This window comes from Micromonospora sp. NPDC006431 (genome assembly GCF_042870725.1).
GTDB lineage: Bacteria > Actinomycetota > Actinomycetes > Mycobacteriales > Micromonosporaceae > Micromonospora.
Genome location: NZ_JBIAHQ010000004.1, coordinates 464,095 through 488,345, shown reverse-complemented (window position 1 = coordinate 488,345; position 24,251 = coordinate 464,095). Strand labels below are relative to the sequence as shown.

General features: G+C 70.7%; 17 protein-coding genes. 4 read left to right on the top strand and 13 right to left on the bottom strand.

What is annotated here, in order from left to right:
• Window positions 1-25: 25 nt before the first annotated feature.
• The 8 genes from ACFYM6_RS11345 to ACFYM6_RS11310 all read right to left on the bottom strand — a co-directional run bounded on the left by ACFYM6_RS11345 (window position 26) and on the right by ACFYM6_RS11310 (window position 8,945).
• Window positions 26-3,679: a SpoIIE family protein phosphatase gene (locus ACFYM6_RS11345; RefSeq protein ID WP_387274476.1), complete on the bottom strand. Its 3,654-nt coding sequence runs from the start codon at window positions 3,677-3,679 to the stop codon at window positions 26-28.
• A gap of 208 nt (window positions 3,680-3,887) precedes the next feature.
• Window positions 3,888-4,592, bottom strand: a complete 705-nt coding sequence (locus tag ACFYM6_RS11340) for a gamma-glutamyl-gamma-aminobutyrate hydrolase family protein (protein WP_387274474.1) — start codon at window positions 4,590-4,592, stop codon at window positions 3,888-3,890.
• Window positions 4,593-4,601: 9 nt separating this feature from the next.
• Window positions 4,602-5,369, bottom strand: a complete 768-nt coding sequence (locus ACFYM6_RS11335) for a 3-oxoacyl-ACP reductase (RefSeq protein WP_387274472.1) — start codon at window positions 5,367-5,369, stop codon at window positions 4,602-4,604.
• A gap of 5 nt (window positions 5,370-5,374) precedes the next feature.
• Entirely contained in the window at window positions 5,375-6,730 is a 1,356-nt protein-coding gene (locus ACFYM6_RS11330) for an aldehyde dehydrogenase family protein (RefSeq protein ID WP_387274470.1), read from the bottom strand.
• A 28-nt stretch (window positions 6,731-6,758) separates the two neighbouring features.
• Window positions 6,759-8,123: a glutamine synthetase family protein gene (locus ACFYM6_RS11325; RefSeq protein ID WP_387274468.1), complete on the bottom strand. Its 1,365-nt coding sequence runs from the start codon at window positions 8,121-8,123 to the stop codon at window positions 6,759-6,761.
• A 23-nt stretch (window positions 8,124-8,146) separates the two neighbouring features.
• Entirely contained in the window at window positions 8,147-8,473 is a 327-nt protein-coding gene (locus tag ACFYM6_RS11320) for a flavin reductase (RefSeq protein ID WP_387274466.1), read from the bottom strand.
• Entirely contained in the window at window positions 8,473-8,766 is a 294-nt protein-coding gene (locus ACFYM6_RS11315; protein WP_387274465.1) for a hypothetical protein, read from the bottom strand. Before ACFYM6_RS11315 ends, ACFYM6_RS11320 begins: the two co-directional genes overlap by 1 nt.
• Window positions 8,763-8,945, bottom strand: coding sequence for a hypothetical protein (locus ACFYM6_RS11310; protein ID WP_148795003.1), 183 nt, complete (start codon window positions 8,943-8,945; stop codon window positions 8,763-8,765). The genes ACFYM6_RS11315 and ACFYM6_RS11310 overlap by 4 nt, the downstream gene beginning before the upstream one ends.
• Window positions 8,946-9,136: 191 nt before the next feature.
• On the opposite strand from ACFYM6_RS11310, the gene ACFYM6_RS11305 reads away from it, so the two are divergent.
• Complete coding sequence (locus ACFYM6_RS11305) at window positions 9,137-9,904, top strand: DUF5753 domain-containing protein (RefSeq protein ID WP_387274572.1); 768 nt, start codon at window positions 9,137-9,139, stop codon at window positions 9,902-9,904.
• Complete coding sequence (locus ACFYM6_RS11300) at window positions 9,901-10,095, top strand: DUF397 domain-containing protein (RefSeq protein WP_387274463.1); 195 nt, start codon at window positions 9,901-9,903, stop codon at window positions 10,093-10,095. Before ACFYM6_RS11305 ends, ACFYM6_RS11300 begins: the two co-directional genes overlap by 4 nt.
• A gap of 297 nt (window positions 10,096-10,392) precedes the next feature.
• Here ACFYM6_RS11300 and ACFYM6_RS11295 read toward each other — a convergent pair whose 3' ends face one another.
• From ACFYM6_RS11295 to ACFYM6_RS11285, 3 genes are all read right to left on the bottom strand, one after another.
• Entirely contained in the window at window positions 10,393-14,373 is a 3,981-nt protein-coding gene (locus ACFYM6_RS11295; protein WP_387274462.1) for a carboxypeptidase regulatory-like domain-containing protein, read from the bottom strand.
• Window positions 14,374-14,802: 429 nt separating this feature from the next.
• A complete protein-coding gene (locus ACFYM6_RS11290) occupies window positions 14,803-15,813 on the bottom strand; it encodes a LuxR C-terminal-related transcriptional regulator (RefSeq protein WP_387274460.1) in 1,011 nt (336 codons plus the stop codon).
• A 16-nt stretch (window positions 15,814-15,829) separates the two neighbouring features.
• The gene (locus ACFYM6_RS11285; RefSeq protein ID WP_387274458.1) at window positions 15,830-16,897 is read right to left on the bottom strand and encodes a LuxR C-terminal-related transcriptional regulator; all 1,068 of its coding nucleotides are present in this window, start codon (window positions 16,895-16,897) and stop codon (window positions 15,830-15,832) included.
• A 242-nt stretch (window positions 16,898-17,139) separates the two neighbouring features.
• Between ACFYM6_RS11285 and ACFYM6_RS11280 the strand changes: the two genes are divergently transcribed.
• Together ACFYM6_RS11280 and ACFYM6_RS11275 are read left to right on the top strand one after the other, a co-directional pair.
• The gene (locus tag ACFYM6_RS11280; protein WP_387274456.1) at window positions 17,140-20,853 is read left to right on the top strand and encodes a S8 family serine peptidase; all 3,714 of its coding nucleotides are present in this window, start codon (window positions 17,140-17,142) and stop codon (window positions 20,851-20,853) included.
• Window positions 20,854-21,114: 261 nt separating this feature from the next.
• Window positions 21,115-21,738, top strand: coding sequence for a winged helix-turn-helix domain-containing protein (locus ACFYM6_RS11275; protein WP_387274454.1), 624 nt, complete (start codon window positions 21,115-21,117; stop codon window positions 21,736-21,738).
• A 52-nt stretch (window positions 21,739-21,790) separates the two neighbouring features.
• On the opposite strand, the gene ACFYM6_RS11270 is transcribed toward ACFYM6_RS11275, so the two are convergent.
• Together ACFYM6_RS11270 and ACFYM6_RS11265 are read right to left on the bottom strand one after the other, a co-directional pair.
• Window positions 21,791-23,356, bottom strand: a complete 1,566-nt coding sequence (locus tag ACFYM6_RS11270) for an amino acid permease (protein ID WP_387274452.1) — start codon at window positions 23,354-23,356, stop codon at window positions 21,791-21,793.
• A 383-nt stretch (window positions 23,357-23,739) separates the two neighbouring features.
• Complete coding sequence (locus ACFYM6_RS11265) at window positions 23,740-24,240, bottom strand: DUF456 domain-containing protein (protein WP_387274450.1); 501 nt, start codon at window positions 24,238-24,240, stop codon at window positions 23,740-23,742.
• Window positions 24,241-24,251 lie beyond the last annotated feature (11 nt).

The window sequence follows — 24,251 nt, the reverse complement described above, 5'->3', positions numbered from 1 at the left end:
CACGCCCGGCCCACGTCGGACGCCCTCAGTCCGCCAGCCGGCGGCGCAGCGTCACCTCGGTGCCCGCCCCGGACCGGGTCACGGTCAGCTCACCGAGCGCCTGGATCAGCGCCAGCCCCCGGCCGCGGAAACTCGACCCGGTGGACTCCCGCCACCGCCCGCTGTCCCGGACGGTGGCCGTCACCGTACGGTCCTCGATCATCACCTCGACGCCGATCACCGGCTCGGTCGGCGACACCGGGTGCTCGATGGCGTTCGCGGCGGCCTCGGAGATCGCCACGGTGAGGTCGAACAGGTCGGTCTCGCCGACGTGGTGGGCGACCAGGAAGTCCTCCAGCCGCTTGCGCAGCACGCTGAGCCGGGTCGGTTCGGCCGGCAGCCGCAGCACGAACCGGTTCAGCTCGGTCGCTTCCAGCGCGAGCACGGCCACGTCGTCGTGCCGGATACGCTCGGCGACCCGCTGGACCACCGCGTCGACCAGATCGGCCACGTGCTCGCCCCGGGTGGTGGCGTCCAGCCGGAGCCGCCCGAGCCCGGCGTCGATGCCGAGCTGCCGGTCCTCGATCAGCCCGTCGGTGTAGAGCAGCAGCCGGCCGCCGGGGGCCAACTGGCCCTCGACGGTCCGGTACTCGGCCTGCGGGATCGCCCCGACCGGCGGCCCGAGGGCCCGGTCGTGCAGGTACGACACGTCGTCCCCGCGGATCACCAGGGGTGCCGGATGACCCGCGCTGGCGTACCGCAGCCGGCCGGTGCGCGGCGAGAACCAGAGGCAGACCACGGTGGCGAAGGAGCCGCCCTCGGTGGAACCGACCAGGCGGTTCAGCCGGGTCAGCGCCTGCCCCGGGTCGTAGCCCTCCAGCACGTACGCCCGCAGCGCGTTGCGGAGCTGGCCCATCGCGGCGGCGGCCCGGACGCCCTTGCCCATCACGTCGCCGATCACCAGCACCAGCTCGTCGTCGGGCGTGCCGATCACGTCGTACCAGTCGCCGCCGACCTCGACCTCGGCGCTGCCCGGCAGGTAGCGGCTGGCCACCACCGCGCCCGGCAACTGCGGCAGGGTGCGCGGCAGCAGGCTGTGCTGGAGGGTGGTGGCGATCCGGTGCTCGGCCTCGTATAGCTGGGCGTTCTCCAGCCGTACGCCGATCAGCCGAGCCAGCTCGGTGAGCGCGGCCTGTTCGGTGCCGCCGCCCTCCCGGCGCCACACCCGCAGCTCGCCGAGCTGCACACCGCTGGTGCCGGTCAGCGGCAGGACGGCTGAGGGTTCGGCGCTCGTCTCGCCGCCGCCGTCGGCCTCGTACCGGGCGCCGGTGGCGGTGACCGCCACCCGGGCGGCCTCGGCGAGGCTGAGCGCGTGCCGGGCGGCGACCTGCACCACCTCGGCGGTGGAGCGGGCGGTGTTGACCGCCACGGCCGCGTCGGCGAGGGCCCGCAGCCGGCGGATGATCTGCCCGCGCAGCTGGCCCAGCTCGACGTTGGCCCGGACCCGGGCGATCAGCTCCTGGCTGGAGAAGGGCTTGGTCAGGTAGTCGTCGGCACCGACCGAGAGCCCGGCGACCTCCTCGGCCGAACCGGCCCGGGCGGAGAGCAGCACGATCGGCACGTGCCGGGTGGCCGGGTTGGCTCGCAACGCGCTGACCAGCCCGTAACCATCCAGCCGGGGCATCATCACGTCGGCCAGCACCAGGTCGAACGGGGACTCGACGGCCAGTCGCAGCGCCGCTGCGCCGTCCGGGACGGCGACCACCTCGTACGAGGCGGAGAGCAGCCGGCTGACGTGCTCGCGCAGGTCGGCGTTGTCGTCGGCGAGCAGGATCCGGCCCGCCCCGGCGGGCACCTCGGCCGGCTCCGGCGGGCCGGCGGGCACGGTCATCTCGTCGGTCCAGAGTGCGGTCTCGGCGACATGCAGCCGGGCCTGTTCGGGCTCGCCCAGCGGCGCGGTGGCGCCGGCGGCCACCCGGTCGGCGGGCAGGTGGGCGTACCCGAACGGGACGGTCACGGTGAACGTGGTGCCCTGGTCCACGACGCTGTGCGCCTGCACCGTCCCGCCGTGCATCTCCACCAGCTCGCGGACCAGGGCGAGGCCGATGCCGGTGCCCTCGTGGGTGCGGGTGCGCACGCCGGGCACCCGGTGGAACCGCTCGAAGACCTGCGGCAGCTCCTCCGGCGCGATGCCGACGCCGGTGTCGGCCACCGTCAGCACGGCGACGCCGTCGCCGGGGCGGACCCGGACCCGGATCTCACCCTCGAAGGTGAACTTGACCGCGTTGGAGACCAGGTTGAGGACGATCTTCTCCCACATGTCCCGGTCGAGGTGGACCGGCGCGGGCAGCGGCGGGCAGTCCACCACCAGCCGCAGTCCGGCCCGTTCGGTGGCCGAGCGGAAGGTGCTGGCCAGCCGGGAGGTGTAGTCCGCCAGGTCGGTGGGCTGGTAGTGGGCGGTCAGCCGGCCGGACTCCAGCCGCGAGAAGTCGAGCACGGTGTTGACCAGTTTGAGCAGCCGCAGCGCGTTGCGGTGCGTCATGCTCAGCCGCTCGGTGTACGCCGCGGGCAGCCCCGGGTCGGCGAGCAGGTCCTCCAGCGGGCCGAGGACCAGGGTGAGCGGGGTGCGGAACTCGTGACTGACGTTCGCGAAGAAGCTGGTCTTGGCGCGGTCCAGCGCGGCCAGCTCGGCGGCCCGGGCGCGTTCCTGCTCGTACGCCCGCTGGTTGCCGAGCGCGCGGGAGATCTGAGCGGCGACCAGGTCAACGAAGTCGCGGTAGTCGTCGCTGAACGGCAGCCGGCGGGCCAGCCCGAGCAGCAGCACGCCGGCCGGCTCGTTGGTGGCGGTGAGCGGCAGCACCAGGGCGTGGTCGGCGGCGTCGGGCGGCACCTCGCCGAGCAGGTCCGCGACGGACACCGCGCGGACGGTGCCGTCGGCGGCGGGCTCCGGCGGTCCGCCGGCGAGGCGGCCCGGGTCGACTCCGGTGCAGCCGGCCAGCGCCGGCGTGCCGTCCCCGTCGGTCAGCCAGATCGCGCCGAACGGCACGTCCGGCCGGTACGCGCCGAGCACCCGGGCCGCGGACCGGCCCAGTTCGGCCGTGCTCTGCACGTCGGCGAGCCGGCTGCCCAGCTCGGCCAGGGCACGCAGCCGGCGCTCGCCGAGCACCCGGCCGGTGGTCTCGTTGACGAAGCAGAAAACGCCGCTGACGGTGCCGTCGGCGTCCCGGATCGGATCGTACGAGACGTCGAAGTAGACGTCCTCCAGGAAGCCGTGCCGGTCCAGCACGAAGGGATGGTTCTCACCGCGGTACGGCTCGCCGGTGCGGCATACCCCCTCCAGCAGCGGTCCGAGGACGTCCCAGGTCTCCACCCAGTGCTCGCGGGCGGGCTGCCCGATCGCCGCCGGATGCTTGTCGCCGATGGTCGGCCGGTAGGCGTCGTTGTAGAAGGCGCGGTGGTCCTCGCCCCAGAACATCGCGATCTGGGCCCGGGACGAGAGCATCATGCTGACGGCGTGCCGGAGCGCCGGAGGCCAGCTGTCCGGGGTGCCGAGCGGGCTGCCGGACCACTGGAAGGCACCCAGCCGCGCGCCCATCTCCCCGCCCGCGGCGAACGCCGCGGCCAGCAGCGGTGGGAACTGTGTCGCGACTGTCCCCGAGGACGCGTGATCCCGGTCCTCGCCCCCCTGGGCCAAGCCCATGCAGCCTCCCGCTCCGGCCATGTCCACGACGGCCGGTGCAACTCCGCCGGCCGTCCCCGCCTCCTACCCAGGCGGAGGAGCACGGTAAACGCAGGCCCGACCCGGGACGCTGGTTACCTACGCCTCATCCTGGCGTAACCGGCGGACGGCGGCGAGTCGGGCCGGACGCGGATCGCCGAGGGACGTCGGGCGGGGTCGGTGATCTGGGTCACGTGGACACCGGTTCGCCGGTGGCGGCGTGGACCAGGGCGGCCACCGGCCGGGGATCCCGGTCGTTCTCCGGATGCCACTGCACCCCGAGCAGGAAGCGCCGCCCGGGGTCCTCGACGGCCTCCACGACCCCGTCGTCGGCCCAGCCGGTGGCGGTCAGGCTGCCCGGGTCGGCCACCCCCTGGTGGTGGTACGAGTTGACCCGGTTCACCCCGTCCATCACCGCCGCGGCCAGGCTGCCCGGGGCGAACCGGACCGGATGGACGCCGTACACCCCGGGCGCCGGCCGGTGCCCGTCGTGGCCGACCACGTCCGGCAGGTGCTGATGCAACGCGCCGCCGTGGGCGATCGCGAGCAGCTGCATGCCCCGGCACACGCCGAGCACCGGCAGGTCGGCGGCGAGCGCGGCGGCCAGCAGGGCCAGCTCGCCGGCGTCCCGGTCCGGCCGGCTCTCGGTGCGCGGGTCGGGCGGCTGGCCGTACCGCTCCGGGCCGACGTCCGCGCCGCCGGCCAGCAGCAGCCCGTCGAGGACCCGCAGCACGTCCGCGTCCGCGTCGTCGGGGGGCAGCACCACGGCGCGGCCGCCGGCGGCGGTCACCGCCCGGACGTACGCGTGCGGCACCAGCGCCGCCGGGACGTCCCGCCACACCGCCCAGCCGGCCGGCTCGACGTACGCGGTGATCCCGATGATCGGCCGGCTCACTCCTCGCGCTCACACTGGTGTCACGTAGGCGCCGGTGATCCCGCCGTCCACCACGAACTGCGCGGCGGTCATGAACGAGGAGTCGTCGCTGGCCAGGAAGGCCACCGCGGCGGCGATCTCCGTCGGGTCGCCGAACCGGCCCATCGGCACGTGCACCAGCCGGCGGGCCGCCCGCTCCGGATCCTTGGCGAACAGCTCCAGCAGCAGCGGCGTGGCGATCGGGCCGGGGCAGAGCGCGTTGACCCGGATCCCCTCCCGGGCGAACTGCACGCCCAGCTCCCGGGTCATCGCGAGCACCCCGCCCTTGCTCGCGGTGTACGCGATCTGCGAGGTCGCCGCGCCCATCAGTGCCACGAACGAGGCGGTGTTGATGATCGAGCCCTTGCCCTGGCGGCGCATGTGCGGGATGACGTACTTGCAGCACAGGTAGACGCTCGTGGTGTTGACCCGCAGCACCCGCTCCCAGGCGTCCAACCCGGTGTCCAGGATGGAGTCGTCGTCCGGCGGGGAGATGCCGGCGTTGTTGAACGCGACGTCGACCCGGCCGTGCCGCTCGGCCACCCCGTCGAAGAGGTCCCGGACCGACGCCTCGTCGGCCACGTCGCAGGCGACGAACTCGCCGCCCACCTCGTCGGCGGCCCGCTTGCCCGCCTCGGGGTCGATGTCGACGCAGACCACCCGCGCCCCCTCGGCGGCGAACCGCCGCACGGTGGCCAGCCCGATCCCGCTGCCCGCTCCGGTCACCACCGCGACCCGGTCCTGAAGCCGTCCCTGCACTGCGGTCACTCCTCTGTCGAGATGAACACGTTCTTGACGTCGGTGAAGGCGTGCAGCGCGTCCGGGCCCAGTTCCCGGCCGAGCCCGGAGCGCTTCATGCCGCCGAACGGGGTCCAGTAGCGCACCGAGGAGTGCGAGTTGACGCTGAGGTTGCCGGACTCCACCGCCCGGGCCACCCGGACCGCCCGGCCCACGTCCCGGGTCCAGATCGACCCGGACAGGCCGTACTCGGTGTCGTTGGCGAGCCGGATCGCGTCCGCCTCGTCGTCGAAGGGAAGCACCGAGACCACCGGGCCGAACACCTCCTCGCGCCAGTGCCGGTCGGCCGGGGATTCGGCGAGCAGCACGGTCGGGGCATACCACCAGCCGGGACCGTCGGGGCGGGAGCCGGTGAAGGCCACCTTCGCCCTGTCGACGTACCCGGCGACCCGGTCCCGGTGTCCGGCGGAGATCAGCGGCCCCATCTCGGCGCTCTCGGCGGCCGGGTCCTCGACCCGGAACGCGCGCACGGCCGGTTCGAGCAGCTCCAGGAAGCGGTCGTACACCGGGCGCTGGACCAGGATCCGCGAGCGGGCGCAGCAGTCCTGGCCGGCGTTGTCGAAGACCGCGTACGGCGCGGTGGCCGCCGCCTTCTCGATGTCGGCGTCGGCGAAGACCAGGTTGGCGGACTTCCCGCCCAGCTCCAGCGTGACCCGCTTCACCTGGGCGGCGCAGCCGGCCATGATCCGGGTACCGACCTCGGTGGAGCCGGTGAAGCAGACCTTGCGGACCGCCGGGTGGGTGACGAACCGCTCCCCCACCACACTCCCCTGCCCGGGCAGGACGGTGAACACCCCCTCGGGGAGTCCGGCCTCCAGCGCCAGCTCGGCCAGGCGCAGCGCGGTGAGCGGGGTCAGCTCGGCCGGCTTGAGCACGACCGTGTTGCCGGCGGCGAGAGCCGGCGCGAAGCCCCAGCCGGCGATCGGCATCGGAAAGTTCCACGGCACGATCACGCCGACCACGCCGAGCGGCTCGTGGAAGGTGACGTCCAGCCCGCCGGGCACCGGGATCTGCCGCCCGGTGAGCCGCTCCGGGGCGCCGGCGTAGTAGTCGAGGACGTCCCGGACGTTGCCCGCCTCCCAGCGGGCGTTGCCGATGGTGTGGCCCGCGTTGCGGACCTCCAGTAGGGCCAGCTCCTCAAGGTGCGTGTCCACCACCGCGGCGAACCGCCGCAGCACCCGCGCCCGGTCGCCGGGCGCCACCGCCCGCCACGACTCGTACGCCCGGGCCGCCCGGGCGATCGCCGCGTCGGTCTCGGCCGGCGAGGTGGCCGCCACCTCGCGCAGCACCTCCCCGGTCGCCGGGTTCCGTACCTCGGTCACGTGCCCTCCTCCTGGACGCCCGGACGGGTCAGAGCCGTTCGAAGCCACGGACCAGTTCCCAGTCGGTCACGGCGGCGTCGAAGGCGGTCAGCTCGACCCGGGCCTGGTTGGCGTAGTGGGCGACCACCTCGGTGCCGAAGGCGTCCCGGGCCACCGCGGAGGACTCCCAGAGGGCGAGCGCGTCGCGCAGCGTTCCCGGCACCCGCGCCGCGGTCCCGTCCTCGTACGCGTTGCCGGTGCACTCCTCGCCCAACTCCAGCTCCCGCTCGATGCCGTAGACCGCCCCGGCCACCAGTGCGGCGATCGCCAGGTACGGGTTGACGTCCGCGCCGGGCACCCGGTTCTCCACCCGCATGCCCTGGCCGTGCCCGACCAGCCGCAGCGCGCAGGTGCGGTTGTCGGTGCCCCAGCGCAGCGCGGTCGGGGCGAAGGAGCCCGGCTGGTAGCGCTTGTAGGAGTTGACGTTCGGGGCGAAGAAGAGGCTGAACTCCCGCATCGTGGCGAGCAGCCCGGCCAGCACCCGCCGCCCGGTCACGCTGAGGTGCGCCGGCCCGTCCCCGAGCAGGGCCGAGCGGCCGGCGGCGTCGCGCAGCGAGAAGTGGATGTGGCAGGAGTTGCCCTCCCGCGCGTTCGGCTTCGCCATGAAGGTGATCGACATGCCCTCCTGGGCGGCGATCTCCTTCGCCCCGTTCTTGTAGATGACGTGGTGGTCGGCGCAGGCCAGCGCCTCGTCGTAGCGGAACGCGATCTCGTGCTGGCCGAGGTTGCACTCGCCCTTGGCGCTCTCCGGGGTCAGCCCCGCCCCGGCCATCTCGGTGCGGATCCGGCGCAGCAGCGGCTCCACCCGGGCGGTGCCGAGCAGCGAGTAGTCCACGTTGTACTGGTTGGCCGGGGTCAGGTCGCGGTAGCCGCGCCGCCACGCCTCCTCGTACGAGTCCCGGAAGAGCACGAACTCCAGCTCGGTCCCGGCGTACGCGGTCAGCCCGTGGCCGGCCAGCCGGTCGAGCTGCCGGCGCAGGATCTGCCGAGGCGAGGCGACCACCGGGCCGGAGCCGTCCAGCCACTCCAGGTCGGCCAGGAGCAGGGCGCTGCCCGGCTGCCACGGCATCCGGCGCAGAGTGTCCAGGTCGGGCTTCAGCGCGAAGTCGCCGTAGCCGCGTTCCCAGCTGGACATCGCGTACCCGTCGACGGTGTTCATGTCGACGTCGACGGCGAGCAGGTAGTTGCAGCCCTCGCTGCCGTGCGCGACCACCTGGTCGAGGAAGTACGGGGCGTGGAACCGTTTGCCCTGAAGCCGGCCCTGCATGTCGGCCAGGGCCAGCACCACCGTGTCGAGCTCGCCGTCGGCGACCGCGACGCGCAGCTGTTCCAGCGTGAGCGGGGCTTTCCTCATCGGTGCGCCTCCATGGGAAAGGTCTACGCGCAGAACCGGATCACCGTCAATGCTCCCTCCGGACGTGATCGACCGGCCCCGCCGCTTCGGGGTGTCACGCCGTCAGTCGCGGACCGCGCCCAGGCGATGAAGCGGTGGTGCAGGTCCGGGACGTGGTCCGGGTTGAGCTGGGCGAGCTGTTCCCGGGCCTCGGCCATCAGCCCACCGAGGTAGAGCAGCAGTCCGGTGCGATTCCCCCGGTACTCGACCAGCAGCGACAACCGGGCCGGCTGGCAGGGCCACTCCGCGCCACAGTTCCGGCACCGCCAGAGCGGGCGGATCGGGACGTGCGGGATCACGCGGCGGCCCATCACCGCATCCGCCGGGCGATGGCGCGGGCTTCCTCGTCGGTCAGCGGCAGGAACCAGAGGAACCGCAGCACGATCTCGGGCGGCTCCGGCCCCTCGGGGCGTCCGCGCAGGTCCCGGATCGCGCTCTGGAGGATCACCGACACGGCCGGGGTCCACGCCGCCGGGTCGAGCTGCTCCCGGGGGATCCGCCGGAGGGCCGGGCAGGGCCAGGGATCACCGCAGCGTTCGCAGTCCCATGTCGGCTGGCGGCCGACATGGGCGGTGGCGGTGAGCACGCCACCGGGGCGGGTCACCAGCGGCCCCCGTTCGCCCGCCACTCCTGCCCCGGCGTCAACCGGCCCGGGCGACCGGGCTGGAGCGTGGGGAACACCCGGGTCGGCTCCCGCATCCACGCGGGCAGGTTGGTGCCCGGCTCGCGCTTCGGCAGCGTCGGCAGCTCTTTGGTCCGGCACCGAAACCAACGGGTACGCACATCGACCTCCTCGTCGTTGGAGGGGGTCGCCCCACGATCGGGTGCGGGGCGACCCCGGCAGGAGCCCGCCCAACTGCTCGCCTGCGGCCGAGCGGACCCGCGTGAGTGACACACTGCCCAGCGCAACGGGACCAGTACACGACGTTCATTTATTCTCAGAGGACGTTCAGGACATCCTCCTTGGGGACGGGATGAACCACTCACTACAAGCAGCCATGGCCGAAGCTGGCGAGACAGCCGAGAGCCTGGCAGCTCAAACGGGCGTAGATCCGAAGACGGCAGCACGTTGGATCTCGCCGGGACGGGTTCCACAATCTCGTCGACGTGCTCAGGTGGCCGCGCTCCTGGGCCGGGACGTTGGGGACCTATGGCCGGATGTCCTGAAACGACGCGAGCCGCATTGGCTTCGCGAGTGGGTCGACTGGGAACGCGAGGCGGTCGCGCTGCGCTGGTTCGAGCACACGTGGATACCCGGCCTCCTCCAGACCGAGGAATACGCACGGGCGACGCTCTCGGGCGAGGCCCTGACGCCGAGCGAGGTTGACGAGCTCGTCGCGTCGCGGATAGGCCGGCAGGTCATCCTGCGACGCGACCGTCCCCCGTTGCTCATCGCCGTAGTCTTCGAGGGGGTGCTCTACCAGTCGGCCTACGGTGACCGCGACCTGATGCGCAAGCAGGTCGAGCACCTGGCCGCGTGCGCGGCGCTGCCTTCAGTGCAAGTGCACGTGGTGCCGAAGGACGTCGGAATGTATCCGGGCCTCGGCGGAGGCTTCATCATCGCTGAGTTGCCCGCCGGGGAGCACGTCGCTCACGCCGACAGCCAAGCGCGAGCGCAGATCGTAAATGATGCTGCGGACGTTGCTACGCTGAGTCGGAGATGGGAGCGCATCAGGGGTGAGGCCCTGTCCCGAACCCAGTCCCTAGACCTGATCAGGAAAGCGGCAGGATCATGGACATGACCGGCGCGCAGTGGCGCAAGAGCACGAAGAGCGGCAACAACGGCGGGTCATGCGTAGAGGTCGCCGACAACCTGCCAGGCGTCGTGCTGGTGCGCGACACCAAGGACCGGGAGGGCGGCACCCTCCACGTCACCCCCTCGTCGTGGCAGTCCTTCGTCGACCTGGCAAAGCAGATCGGCCCCGTGGGCTGATTTGGGCAGCACTCCAGAAGGTCCTCCCGCCTCCGTGCTGGGGGACCTTCTCGGTCGTCTGCCCAGGAACTGTCTCCGCTGCTCACCAACCGCCGTGCCTGGCGGGACCATCGGGAACATCGATGGTCGCCGTGGGGCCGCCGAGTCGGGAGTCTCCCTGATCCTGATGCCGGCGGAGCAGGCCGCTCAGGTCCGTTCGATGCACGACGGCGACCCGGCCACCTGGATGGTGACCGGGCCGTCGTCGTACAGGAGGCGCGCTACGGGACGCGCGCTACGGCGCGCCCCGTGTACGCGCTACCGGAGCGGGTTGAGCGAGAAGTTCGCCCTGACCGTCTGGCCCGCCTTGAGCGTGACCTTCGCCGTTGCAGGCGCGTAGCCCTCGGCCGCGACGATCAGCGTGAGCGGGCTCACCCTCGCGTCGATCCAGTACGCGTACGTACCGTCGTTCTCGGTGACCAGCGTCTTGCGGTATCCGTTGCCGCCGTTCACCTGGACGATGGCGCCACCGAGCGGCTGGCCGTCGGCCGCGGTGACGGTGCCGGTGACCTTGCCCCACGACTTCGGGGCGGTGACGTTCATCGACACCGGCACCTCACCCACGTTGTACGGCGTGTTGGTGCTGGCACCGATCGCGGCGGAGTACGCGCCCGGCTGGTCGACGGCGGCCGACATGGTCGCCTTCACCGTGCGCGACTCGCCCGGGTTGAGCGTGAAGGACGGGTTGTCGAAGGACACCCAGTCCGCCGGAGCGCCGCCCGTGCTACCCGTCACGTTCATCACGATGTGCATGCCCGGGAAGCCGATCGACGACGTGTCGGCCGGCTCGGAAATGCCGCAGTCCACCGAGGCGATGTACGACGGCGCCGTCTGGCCGGCGTTGTTCGAGCCGATGAAGAAGTAGCCATCGGCAGGGACCTTCACCTCGACCACCAGGGTGCCGCCGGACGGGACCGCGCCCTCGACCGGGACCGTCACCAGCTTGCCGTTACCGGCCGGAACCGTGGCGTTGGCCGAGCCGATGAGCGTCATGTTGGCGTACCGCAGGTCGCCATTGAGCGTGTAGAGGTTGACCGTGAGCGGCTGGCTCCCCTGGTTCACCTCCACCCCGAACGACACGCTCGACACGTCCAGGCCGTTGAGCCCGAAGTCGGCCAGCGTGAACGTCCGCAGGTACGAGTTGTTCCGGGTGGTGGCGCCGTTGTTGCACGACGCCGAGTTGCCGGCCATGATCGCCTGCGACGCGGAGTGCGTGATGGTGATCTCGTCGGCCGGGATCTGCGCCGCCTGAGGCGTCACCGTCTCGCCCTTGACGTTCGAACGCGACATCGACGATCCGGCCGCCGACAGATTCCCCTTCGGGGCCACCGACGCCGGGACGGTCGCCTTACCCTTCACCGCCGTGAGAGCGCGCGTGGCGAGCGGCGCGAACTCGCCGCTGCGGGCTTCCAGATCGACCGCCGCCGGGGCGGTGCCCTCGTTGGTGATCGTGAGCTGCTCGGTGTGGGAGCCGCCCATCGGCAGATTGGCATGGGTGTCGCCATCAGAAACGATGGTCACCTTGCCCGCGGCTAGCGCGGCGTCGAACCTCACGGTGTCGTCCTCGGTGACCATGACCGAGCCGGTGGCATCCCGATACTTCGGCGCCGTGATCTTGACCGAGTAGCCACCGGTGACGAGCGACATCGAGTACCTGCCGTCCGCTCCAGTGGTCACGGTCTTGCTCTGGGCGTCGGAGGAGATGGCCACGGTCGCGCCGGAGATCGGCGCACCCGTGTTCCGGTCGGTCACCGTGCCGGCCACCGTGCCCCGCGGCGCAGAGTCGTAATGGATCGACATTCCGGCGTTGATCGCCGGGGTGTTGTAGGAGAACTGGTGGGCGATGGTGCCGTTTTCGTTCTCGATTCCCACCGTGGCCGAGCTGCCGGCCGCCGCTCCGCCCGAGTTCGCCCCGTAGCCGAGCTCGATCTCACCGTTCGCCAGGAGGGTCACGGAGAAGTTCGTCCGCAGGTTGCGGTTGCCGTAGGTCGTGACATTACGCCACTCGAGCACGAACGCGTCGACCCCATCGACCTGGGTGGTCGCGGTGTACAGACCCGCCGAGGCGTCGAAGTACAGGTCGTCCCACAGCGGGTAGATCGCCGCGTTGGGCACGGCACTGCTCGGGATCGCGACGTTGCTGTATGCCGTCGAGAGCCCGGCGAAGTTCACGTGGCCGTTGGTGGTCACGTACGCCGTCGAGAAGTCACCGTCGTAGTACGGGAACGAGAACGGCAGCGGGACCGTGGTCGCCGCGTCGTCACCGGTCAGGTTCACCCGGGTGTCACCCGTGGCGAGCCCGTCGCTGCCGACCGTGCAGAAGTACCCGAAGCCGTCGTACCTCCGGGCGATTTCGGCGGTGACCGTCTCGTCGCCGTCGACGACGACCTCCTCCGAGAACTCGCTCGTGCAGGAGCCGCCCTCGACCGAGATCGTGTAGGTGCCCTCGGGCACGTCGGTGAACGCGAACGCGCCGTTGGCGTCGGTGGTGACCGGGTCGATCGGTGCGGAGATGCTCACCGTGGTGCCGACGAACGGGTTGCCCGTGGCGATGTCCGTGACGGTGCCGGACACGGTGTGGCGTGGCGCGGCCTCGAGGTCGATGTTCACCGTGGTGGTCGCGTCGACGGTGACCGTGGCGCCGGTCGGGGCAGACGGCAGGTAGCCGAACGCCGAGGCCGAGACCTGGTAGTCGCCCACGGCGACGCGGACGGAGTACGTACCGTCCGTGCCGGTGGTGACGGTACGGTCGTGCTCGCCGTCGACCGTCACGCGCGCCCCGCTGATCGGGTCGCCGTCGGCCTCGGTGACGGTGCCGGCAACGGTGCCCATGTCACCGATCGGCGCAGCGTCGATCAGCGCGGCCAGGTCGAGCGTGCCCTCGCCGTAGACGTTGTTGTTCTCGGCGGTGCCGCCGCACGAAGTGTCGTCGACGTTGTGGGCGGTCCGGTTCAGCAGTTCCCAGGTGCCCGGGATGTCGCCGATCAGTGCCGGTGCGGCGCTCCACAGTACGGCGACGGCGCCCGCGAGGTGCGGGGCGGCCATCGAGGTGCCGTTGTAGTTCGCGTACCCACCACCGGGGACCGAGGAGCGGACGTTCACGCCTGGGGCCGAGATGTTCGGCTTGATCCCGCCGCCCTCACCGGGACCGCGCGAGGAGAAGGACGCGATGCGGCCCGAGGAGTCGACCGCGCCCGCCGAGTAGTTGGTAGTGTTCGCGCCCGGCGAGGAGGTCGTTTGGCAACCGGGACCGCTGTTGCCCGCCGACCAGGCGCCGAAGATGCCGGCGGCAGCCCACGCGTCGGTGATGTCCTGGTACCAGTCGTCGATGGCCCCGGCGGCGACCGCGCCCCACGAGTTGTTGACGACGTGCGGCCGCATCGCCGGGTTGGGAGCGGTGCCGTCCCTGCGGGTCGGCGCGGTGATCCACTGACCGGACTCGAGCAGGTCGACGTCCGAGCAGGTGTCGCAGCCGTTGGCCTCGATCCACTGCGCGTCGGGCGCGACACCGATCTGGTTGCCGTGACCGTCGTCGCCCATCATGGTGCCCATGGTGTGGGTGCCGTGCCCGTTCACGTCGCACGGATTGCCGGACGAGCCGCACCGCCCGGAGGAGTCGAAGAAGTTGTAGTCGTTGACGATCGTCCCGTCGGGCTGCCGACCGCGGTAACCGTCGGCGAGCGCCGGGTGGTCGAACTGGACGCCGGTGTCGACGCTCGACACGACGATGCCCTCGCCCGTGAAGCCCTGGGCCCAGACCTCAGGGGCGTTGATGAAGTCGAGGCCCCACTCGACCGTGGCCGGGGCGTTCGCCGGCGCCTTCTCGCGCTTGACCGGGTCGACGAGGTCGAACTTCGTGATCTCGGCGATCTGGCTGACCTCGGGCTGGGCGGCGAGCTCCTTGGCGAGCTCCAGCGTGCCGTCCTCGACGAGGATGCGGTTGCTGATCCAGAAGCTCTCGTAGTCGGCGCCGTTCGCCTCGAGCTGCTGGATCACGTCGGCCTGGGACGTCTTGGCCGTGCTGGTGAGCCTGTCGTAGACGTACTGGCCGCGCTTGCCCCAGTCGGCGATGTCCGGCGCCGCGTCCAGGTTGGCCTTCGCCGACAGCTTCACCCAGAAGTCCGCCGAGTCGTGCGTGGTGAGCGTCTTTTCGACGGCCGAGGTGAGCTTGTCGGCCGGGTTGGCTGACGGTGCTGTGGTCGATGGCGCGGCGAACGCGGCGGGTCCTGCGCTCGCCATCGCTGTCGCGAGAACCGCGAGAGCCGCCGTCACGACTGACGCGCGTCTCGCATGCCTGGTTCGTGTGTGCACGGAACCTCCATGGACTAGCGCGCCCCCAGAGACAGAACGCGCATGACACCCCACTGTCGTGGGCTATAGAACAACATGAATCACTCGGCACAGCTGGGGCTACCCGGCGGCATGGGCAACTCGGCAGCAATCCGGTCAACTTGCGGCCAACTGATAGTCAGCGCGTCGTCACCGTGCGGCGTCGCCCGGTCCTCGTCCCAAGTACCTGGCAGCAGCGGACAACCGCGCCGACTGCGCTGGGCGTAGTGCCCATGGGACTCACCATCGTGCCGGGGACCAGCACCGCGAGTGCCAGCCCGCAGCCGACCGAGACCTACGTGGTGCAGATGGCACTCGGCCCGTCCCCGGGGAGCTGGGTCACTCAGCCGACCAGCGGGGTGCCTGTTGCAGCGCGGCACGCACACCGGCCTGGAACCGGCTGTGTGCGCCGAGATTGGCCATCAGGGCGGCGACCCGTCGCTGCACCGTGCGGTGCGACAGGCCGAGTTGACGCGCGATCGCCTCGTCGGTGAGCCCCGACAGGAGCAAGGTGATGAGCCGGTCCCCATCGTCCCCGAGGCGTCCCGTGTCATCGGGCTCGGCTTGGCCGGGCGCGGGCCGGTGCAGCGGCAGCGCGCGCTGCCACAGCCCTTCGAACAGCGAGACCAGAGCGTCCAGGAGCGCCGAGGGGTGGACCACGATGATTGCGTCCTGAGCCGCCGTATGGCGTTGCAGGGGCAAGAACGCGACCTTCGCGTCGGCCAGCCAGAGGCTGATCGGCAGGTCGGGCAGCACCCGGGCGAGCTGTCCGGCCTGGATCGAGCGCTCCACGGCGGCCAGTGAACCGGGATGCTTGATGGCCGAGCGGTCGTAGATGGTGCGCCAGGTCAGGTCGCGGCGCACCGCATCGCGGTCGGGTTCGCGAGGGTTGGTGCTGTCGAGCACCCCGACCGCCAGCCCCCCCGCCGTCGACAGGTAGGGCGGCTTGGCCAGGCAGCTGATGTGTTGGCGGGCGCTTCGCTCGATCTGCAGCCATCGCTGGCGAACTGCGCGCGGTCCGGTGATCACCTCGACCATGCTGGCGCTGTCCGATACCGCGGGCTGGGCCTGATAGGCGGCGTCGAGCACGGCGACGTGCCGGCGGGCCCGCTCGAGCTGCTCTTCGTAGTCAGCGAACAGCGCGCCGAAGGCCGCTGCGGGAGAGGCCGCCTGGAACCGGACCGGGGGGCCGGCCTCGCGGCTGATCAGGGACCGTTCTTCGAGGCCGGCCAGCACCTCGGCCAGCGGCTCGGGCCGGGACCACGCCGCGTCGAGGTCGGCGAGTGTGGCCGACGGCCGTTCGATCAGCAGCTCGTAGGCGGTTTGCTCGGCTGGGGCGAGCCCGATCACCGAACAGTTGTCCTGGTCACCGAAGTCTGGCGGCATCGGCTGGGGCCGTGGTGGTCGGGACGGCATCGGGGGAGTCCTGGCTGCCGGTCGTCAGCCAGCCACGTACCACCGCCTGGTAGCCGGCTTGGAACCGCGTGGTTGCATCCAGCCGGGCCATCATGTCACGTACCCGGGCGCGGACCGTGCGGTCGCTAACGCCGAGCTGGGCGGCGATCTCCTGGTCGGTTTGACCGGCGACCAGCAGCACGAGCAGGTGCCGGTCCATGAGTGAGGGCGTCGTTCCGCTCCCGTCCAGCTCGGCCCGTCCTCCGCTGACGTGCAGCGGCAGCGCGTGTTGCCAATGGATCTCGAACAAGGCGGACAGCGCGTCCAGCAGTACCGGGTGGTGGACCACCAGTCGCGACTCCACATCCGGTGGCTGAGACAGCGGCAGGACCGCCGCCGTGTCGTCGAACAGCATCATCTTCAGCGGGATGTCCGCCACCCTGGCCTGCTCACCCGCGGCGATACCGGCCTCCAGGTCGGCCAGCCGGCCAGGGATGTCCAGTGCCCGGCGGTCGTAGATGACCCGGACCTGGAGCCCGGCTTGGAGTTGGTCGACCTCCATGGTGTTGAGCTGGACCGCGTCGTTGGCCGGATATGGCGGCCCGTCGCACGCGCGCACTTGGTGGCGCGCGCGGCGCTGCAGCTCCGAGAACCGCCGGATGTGCTTCTCGCGCCCGCGGATCACCTCGACCATGGCCGCGTGGTCGTGATTGATCTCGGTCCGAACGAACCGCCTGACCAGGTCGGCGACCCGCCCGCGCGCCTCGGCCAGCGCGCGGTCACGGGCGCTGAGCAGCATCTGCAGGGCGGTGTTCGGCGGAGTGGCCGACCAGCGCTCGGGATCGCTGGGCACGGCCGCGACCAGTCCGAGCTGGACGAGTCGCGACAGGACGCGGCCGGCCTGACCGGTATAGCCGCATTCGTCGGCAAGCTCGTCGAGCTGACCGACTGTCATCGGCGGGCAACCGATCAGTCGCTCGTAGAAGTCCTGTTCGGTCTGATTCAGGCCGAGTACGCCGAGCACGGCTGGATGATGCATGTCCACCGTCTCCTTTTCCCGCCATTGTCGTCAATAGGAAAGTTTGACGCCTTCCGGAATACGTCACCTCCGTGCCAAGGTCGATCAAGCCATCGTTCTCCGTCCATGTCAGCCGCACCGGCATCGTAGCCGCCCTGCGGGCCTTTCTCGGCCACCCCCGCGCCATCGAGGAGGAGCAGATGAATCGACGGCAACAAATGTGCGGACCCAGCCCCAGGACGGTTGTCGCCGCGGTAGCGGCCGTGACCGTCGCCACGATGCTCGCGGCCGCCGCCCCGGCCGCCGCGCAACCGGAAGTCCCACCGGCCGCGCCGCCAGCGGCCGCCGTACTCGCCAAGAACACCGTCACGCTGGTGACCGGTGACGTGGTCGACCTGACCACTCTGTCCAATGGAGACGCGACCGCCACCGTACGGCCGGCATCAGGCCGCCACAACGTCAGCTACGCCACCAGAAAGGTCGGCGAGGCGCTCTACGTCATACCGAGCGACGCGATGTCGCTGCTTGCCGCCGGCAAACTCGACGAGGAGCTGTTCAACGTCCGGGCCCTGGTCGACAGCGGCTACGACGACACGCGTGCCGCCACCCTCCCACTGATCGTGCAGTACACACCCACCCGGGCGAAGGCAGCGGTCGCCGCCGTTCCGCCCGGCACCACCAAACGGCTGACCCTGGAGAGCATCAACGCCCGCTCCGTGCAGGAGCACAAGAATCAGGCCAAGCAGTTCTGGACCGCACTGGCAGGAACCGAGCCGGGCGTGACCACGACCGCGACCGCCAACTCGGTGCGTAAGGTCTGGCTCAACCGCCGGGCGAAGGTCACCCTCGCCGACAGCGTCCCGCAGGTCGGTGCCCCGCAGGCCTGGGCCGCCGGCTACGACGGCACCGGCGTCACCGTGGCGGTGCTGGACACCGGCATCGACGACAGCCACCCGGACCTGGATGGCGGCAAGGTGACCGCGGCCGCCAACTTCTCCGACGACGCCGACACCGCCGACCACTTCGGACATGGCACACACGTGGCGTCGATCGTGGCCGGCACCGGTGAGGGCGCACCCACCGTACGCAAGGGCGTTGCCCCCGGCGCGCACCTGCTCAACGCCAAGGTGCTCAACAGCGGCGGTTCGGGCACCTTCGACCAGATCATCGAGGGCCTGGAGTGGGCCGCCGCCCAGGGCGCCGACGTCGCCAACATGAGCCTGGGCACCAGCGCCCCGTCGGACGGCAACGACCCGCTGGTGCAGGCGGTCGACTCGATCAGCCAGACCAGCGGCATGCTGATCGTGGTCGCCGCCGGCAACCTGGGCAGTGGCGAGTCGACCATTGCGAGCCCGGGGTGGGCGAATGAGGCGCTGACCGTCGGTGCGGTCGACAAGCAGGACCGCCTCGCCGGCTTCTCCGGCCGCGGACCGCGCCTGGGTGACTATGGCATCAAGCCGGACATCAGCGCTCCCGGCGTCGGCATCGTCGCCGCCCGCGCACAGGGCACCACGCTCGGCCCCATCGTGGACGGCAACTACCAGCAGCTCGACGGCACCTCGATGGCCACGCCGCACGTGGCCGGGGCGGCCGCGATCCTCGCGCAACGGTTCCCGAACCACACCAACCGGCAGCTGAAGGATGTGCTGATCTCGACCGCCAAGACCCAGTCCGGGCAGACCGTGTACCAGCAGGGCGGCGGCCGGCTGGACGTGGCTCGGGCGTACACCCAGCAGGTCTATGCCAGCCCCGGCACGCTCGACCTCGGCTTCTTCCCCTACCCGCACACCGACCAGCAACCGGTCACCAAGACCGTCACCTACCACAACGACACCGCGACCGACATGACGCTCGCGCTGTCCCTGAAGGTAGCGGGTAAGGCGGGCGGGCCGGCGCCGGACGGGATGTTCACCCTCAGCCGGCCGAGCGTCCCGGTGCCGGCCGGTGGCACCGCCACGGTCGACCTGACCATGAACCCCTCCGCCGGCGCGCTCGACCTCTACGGCGGCTACCTGGTCGGCACCGCGGGTGACGTCGTGGTGCACACCTCGGTCGGCGCGTACCTCGAGCCGGAGATGTACAACCTGACTGTCTCCGGGATCGCCCGCGACGGCCGGCCGGCCGCGGTGATCAGCTGGGCCGAGCTGTGGAGCCTGGAGACCGGGGGGTTCACGCAGAAGTACTTCTCCCAGGACACCTCGACCGTCACCCTCCGGGTACGACCGGGCACCTACAACCTGGCCGGCTACCTGGCCACCGCTGATGCGGCCAACCTTTACGCGACGGAGGTCGCCACCATCGCCGAGCCGCAACTGGAGATCACCGGGGACCGAAGCATCACCCTGGACGCCAGAAGCACGAAGCAGATCGTGGTCAACACCGAGGAACCGACGGCCCCGTCCACCTTTACGCTGTCCTACCACCGGGATATGGGAGAGCGGAACTTCCACAGCTCGTTCACGCTGAGCCCACCGATCAGCCGCGGCTACGCCTCACCGACCACCACCGTGAACAAGGGAAACTTCGAGTTCTACAGCCGGTGGGACCTGGTCGCCCCGCGCCTGCAGGCAGAGGTGATCGAGCCGAAGAGCATCCCGCTCGATCCGCAGCCGATGAGTAACGCATTGCCGGTTGACGGCGAGCGCACCCTGCCGCTGGTCTACGTCGGGCTCGGCAAACCGGAGGACTACGCCGGGCTCGACCTCCGTGGCAAGATCGCGTTGATCTCGCGTGGGGAGACGACCTTCGCGTCGAAGGTCGCCAACGCCCAGGACGCCGGGGCCTGGGGTGCGGTGATCTTCAACAACCAGCCGGGCCTCCTGCTCGCCGGTGCCGGTGACCCCGGCACCGTCCGGATCCCCGCGTTCACCATCGAACAGGCGCCAGGCCGGGAACTGGTCAACCTTCTCCGCGCGGGCTCGGTCACCGTACGGGTGTCCGGCACCCAGGTCAGCCCGTACTTCTACGACCTGCTGCTGCCGGAAAAGCAGCGCATCCCGCAATCGTTGAGCTACCAGATCAACGAGAACAACACCGCGGAGATCGACACCCGGTACACGGCGGACAGCGCCGGACTGCTCGGTGCCGACGTGCGGCAGATCTCCCGCCCATGGCCAACGTTCTCGGTCGGCGTCCTCCGCGAGGTGCCGCGACCGCTCCAGCGGACCTACTACGTATCGGCGAATGACACCGACTGGTGGCACGTCGGCTGGTCGAACGCCCCGTTCGACGGCGAGTTCCACGATGCCTACACCCGGTACTCGCCCAAGACGAAGCTGTCGGAGAACTGGTTCGGCCGGCCGTCCCGTCCGGGAGCCACGGCACTGGTGGACACCCAGGTCACGCGCTCCGAGGACGAGTTCTTCATGGCGATCTTCCCGTTCTCCGACTCCGGCGGGCACCACGGTTGGGAAACCGCCGGAGACGAACTCAGCACCAAGCTCTACGCGGGCAGTCAACTGCTGAAGGAGATCGACGCCGCCCCCATCGGCACCTTCCCGGCCCTGGCCGACCCGGCGACGTACCGGTTGGAGTTCACCGGAAAGCGCTCCACCGCATGGTCGAGGTATGCCACCGAGACCAACACCACATGGACGTTCGCCTCGCGCCGGCCAGCCGAGGGGAAGCAGGAGCGCCCGCCGCTGCTACAGGTGGACTACAACCTGGCGCTGGACCAGTACAACCGGGCCAATGACCGCAGGGCCTACACCTTCACCCTCAACGTCGGGCACGTGCCGGGGGCGACCGGCCCGGCCATCGGGAGCGTGGCGGCCTGGGCGTCGTACGACGACGGCGGCACCTGGACGAAGGTCGACCTGGTCAGTCTCAACAACGGCACGGTGCGCGCCATCGTGCACCACCCGGCCGTGGCGAACACATCCGGCGCGGTGTCGCTGCGGGTCAAGGCCACCGACGTGGCCGGCAACAGCATCGACCAGACGCTGATCCGGGCGTACGGGCTCACGTCGGTCGACTGACCGTCCGCGACGGTGGGTGGACACGCCGGCGCCCACCCACCGCCATTCATCCCCGCTGCCACTTCCCCTTATCCCCGTCGATAAGTCCCGTCAGGGGTGTTGGTAAAACCTGCGTCACCAGGGGCCAAATGGTTGATCTTCATGCGCGGCCCTGAGTGTGGGACCAGTCGTCCGAGCGCTCGACCATACGGAACCGCACCAAGATCAAACATCGGTGGTCCTGGGACAGCTACCCAAGCGCGGGGCCGGTAAAGGAGGAAAATGACTCTCGCTCACGGGGAGACGTCCATCAAGGACGTCCGGGTGGAAGGTCCACCGGGGGACGACGGCGCGACCGTGATCATCGCGATTGCCTCCTCGAGGGAGGAGAGAGTGCGCCTGGCATCGCTGGTGATCGGCCATGCTCCGGTGCTGCTGGTCTCGTCGCCGGAGGAACTCCTGTCGCTACTTGTCAGCAGCGCCCCGCCCACCGAAGCCCCGTCAGTCCGTCCACGCGTCGTCGAGCCGCTTCCGCGAGCCCCCGTAGGAACGGCTGATGCCGTCCTGGAGGTCGACTCGGACAGGCGGGTGGCAACCTGGTCCGGGCGCACCGTGCCCCTGTCACCCCTCGAGCACGACCTGCTTCGGTACCTTCTGCTGGCACAACTCGGCCACACCTGCACCTTCGAGTCGCTGCACCGCGCGGTCTGGGGCAACGACCACCTCGGCGGCCGGGGCGACGTGTGGTCGGTGGTGAAGCGACTCCGCCGCAAGCTCGACGAATTGGACTGCCCGCTGCGGATTCAGGCGGTGCGCGGCGTCGGCCTGCGTCTCGTCGACCCCGGCGCGGTGCTGTCAACGAACGCCGAAGAAGCGCGAGAGAGCCGAAACCAGATCTGGGAGTGATGGGCCTTCCGGGTCCTCCAGATCGATGTGTTCGGGTCCGCGCGGCAGATCCCTACTCTGTGGTCGGCTCCGTGACCGGCTCGGCGCCCGTCGCCGGCCTGGGGATCACCGGATCCGGCACGTTGTGGCGAGGGCCGGTGAACCAGCGCCGGGCGCTGAGCACCCACCAGAGCCAGGCACCGCCGAGCACGACGCCGACCGCGACGATCGTGTAGTTGAACGTGCTGGCGGTGACGGGGCCGCTGGTGGGCAGCACGAACAGGACGCAGATGACCGCGACCCAGACGATGGCGATCCACCCGACCGGCGCGCTCCACCGACCCAGGTTCCACGGGCCGACCCGGAAGTCCGCCGTGCGCCGGCGCAGGAAGACCGGGGCCACGTACGCGATGTAGAGGCCGATCACCGCGATGGACGTGGCGGCCAGGTAGGCGGTGGTGTTCCAGAGCGACGGCAGGACGAGCAGGGTGGAGCAGGCGACGCAGAGCCAGATCGAGTTGGTCGGAGTGCCCGTGCGCTGGTTGACCCGCTTCCAGATCCCGGAGCCGGGCAACGCCCCGTCCCGGCTGAACGCATAGGCCATCCGGGAGTTCGCCGTCACCGATGCCATGCCGCAGAAGAACTGGGCGACCACGCAGATGAAGAGCAGGAACGTGCCGAGGTCCGGCCCCACCGCGTCGATGAAGATCTGCGCCGGGGGCAGGCCCAGCGCGGTCGTCCGCTCGGCCTCGTAGTCCTGGATGGACCAGGTGATGGCGAACAGGAGCACGAAGCCGGCGAGGACCGAGACCACGACCGACATCACGATGCCGCGGGGCGCGGAGCGGGCGGCGTCGTGGGTCTCCTCCGCCACGTGGGCGCTGGCGTCGTACCCGGTGTAGGTGTACTGCGCCATCAGGAGTCCGATGAGCACCGCGTAGCCGGCCGCGCCGGCGAAGGTGAAGCCGGTCTCGTTGCGCACCTCGAGGAAGACCTCGGAGATGGGCTTGTGCTGGTCCGGCACGAACGCGAGGGCGATCACGATGACCGCGACGCCGGCGAGGTGCCACCAGGCGCTGATGTCCGAGAGCAGCCGCACGAGGTTGACGCCGAAGGTGTTGAGCAGGCCGTGCGCGATGATGATCACCAGGAAGATCAGGAAGGTGCGTCCCGCGGTCACCTCCAGGTCGAAGGCGAGGCTCAGGAAGGCGGAGGTGGTGATGGCCGCACCGAAGTCGATCGCGGCGGTCACCGCCACCTCGCCGAGGAAGTTGAACCAGCCGACGAACCAGGCCCAGACCGCCTTGTTCCGCTTGGCGAGCGCGGCGGCCCACCAGTAGAGGGCCCCGGCGGTGGGATAGACCGAGCAGATCTCGGCCATGGCCAGCGCGACGAAGATCACCATGACGCCGACGAAGAGCCAGCCCAGGGTGATCGCCAGCGGGCCGCCCGCCGTCATCGCGATGCCGTACGACGTGATCGCGCCGGCCAGGATCGAGATGATGGAGAACGAGACCGCGAAATTGGAGAAGCCGGACAGCTTTCGGCGCAACTCCTGTTTGTATCCCAGCTGCGCGAGCCGTTCCTCGTCCGAGACCGGGGAAGGCGGGGGTACTCCGTCCTCAATCGTTGAGCTCATCGGTGTCTCCCTTGGACGGGGGTGAAGACTGTGACCTGCGCCACCGTCTGACGGGATGATGAGCCTCCACCCGCAACCAGGTCAATGGAGATCGACCGAAAACTCCGTCAGGACCAGACCATTAATCGAGGCCCCCGGAATGAGGCGTGCGAAATGCGTTGCCGCCCGGGTGGCGCCGACGGCATCCTTGAGCCAGTGACCAGGCCCGATCGCGACGGGCCCAACGCCGGGCGCTCGGCAACGCCCGGCCCGCGACGGCGCGCGGCGTCCACCTCTCTCTCACTGATGTACGGCGGTTCGCCGTACCCCCGGACGCCCGCGCCGTCGCACCCGGTCTGCCGGCCGTGAATGCCCGGCTCGACGCCGTCGACCGGCCGGGCCGATCAGGCGAACAGCAGCCCGGCGACCCAGAGCGCCGCGATGACCAGCCCGGTCAGGAACTCGACCAGCATGGACAGCCCGGCGGCCTTGAGCGCCTGCACGGTGGCAGGCCAGGCGAGCTGGTTGCTGCCCAGTCGCAGCCGTTCGGCACCCCAGATCCCGCCCACGAAGCCGATCGGCAGGCCGACCACCGGGATCACGAAGAACCCGACCAGCCCAAGCACGCCCCCGGCCAGCAGCGAGGACGTGGGCACCCCGGTCCGCTTCAGGTTCCGCCCCGGCCAGAGATACTTGACGACCCCGCCGCCGACGGCGACCACGGTGGCGGCGGCGAGCACCGCCCAGCGGCCCGGGCCGGCGTCGCCGAAGAGCGCCCACACCAGCACCCCGCCCCAGCACAGCGGCAGCGCCGGCAGCCCGGGCACCACCACCCCGGCCAGCCCGGCCAGGATCGCCAGGCCGGCCAGCACCGAGACCAACGCCTGCGTGTCGGTCAGGTCCACGCCGCCTCCCT

Bases quoted from the DNA above. Each gene is read 5' to 3' on its own strand.
- ACFYM6_RS11305 (WP_387274572.1), top strand. From the start codon at position 9,137: ATGAACCACTCACTACAAGCAGCCATGGCCGAAGCTGGCGAGACAGCC.
- ACFYM6_RS11300 (WP_387274463.1), top strand. From the start codon at position 9,901: ATGACCGGCGCGCAGTGGCGCAAGAGCACGAAGAGCGGCAACAACGGC.
- ACFYM6_RS11345 (WP_387274476.1), bottom strand. From the start codon at position 3,679: ATGGGCTTGGCCCAGGGGGGCGAGGACCGGGATCACGCGTCCTCGGGG.
- ACFYM6_RS11285 (WP_387274458.1), bottom strand. From the start codon at position 16,897: ATGCATCATCCAGCCGTGCTCGGCGTACTCGGCCTGAATCAGACCGAA.
- ACFYM6_RS11275 (WP_387274454.1), top strand. From the start codon at position 21,115: ATGACTCTCGCTCACGGGGAGACGTCCATCAAGGACGTCCGGGTGGAA.
- ACFYM6_RS11270 (WP_387274452.1), bottom strand. From the start codon at position 23,356: ATGAGCTCAACGATTGAGGACGGAGTACCCCCGCCTTCCCCGGTCTCG.
- ACFYM6_RS11295 (WP_387274462.1), bottom strand. From the start codon at position 14,373: ATGGCGAGCGCAGGACCCGCCGCGTTCGCCGCGCCATCGACCACAGCA.
- ACFYM6_RS11325 (WP_387274468.1), bottom strand. From the start codon at position 8,123: ATGAGGAAAGCCCCGCTCACGCTGGAACAGCTGCGCGTCGCGGTCGCC.
- ACFYM6_RS11320 (WP_387274466.1), bottom strand. From the start codon at position 8,473: ATGGGCCGCCGCGTGATCCCGCACGTCCCGATCCGCCCGCTCTGGCGG.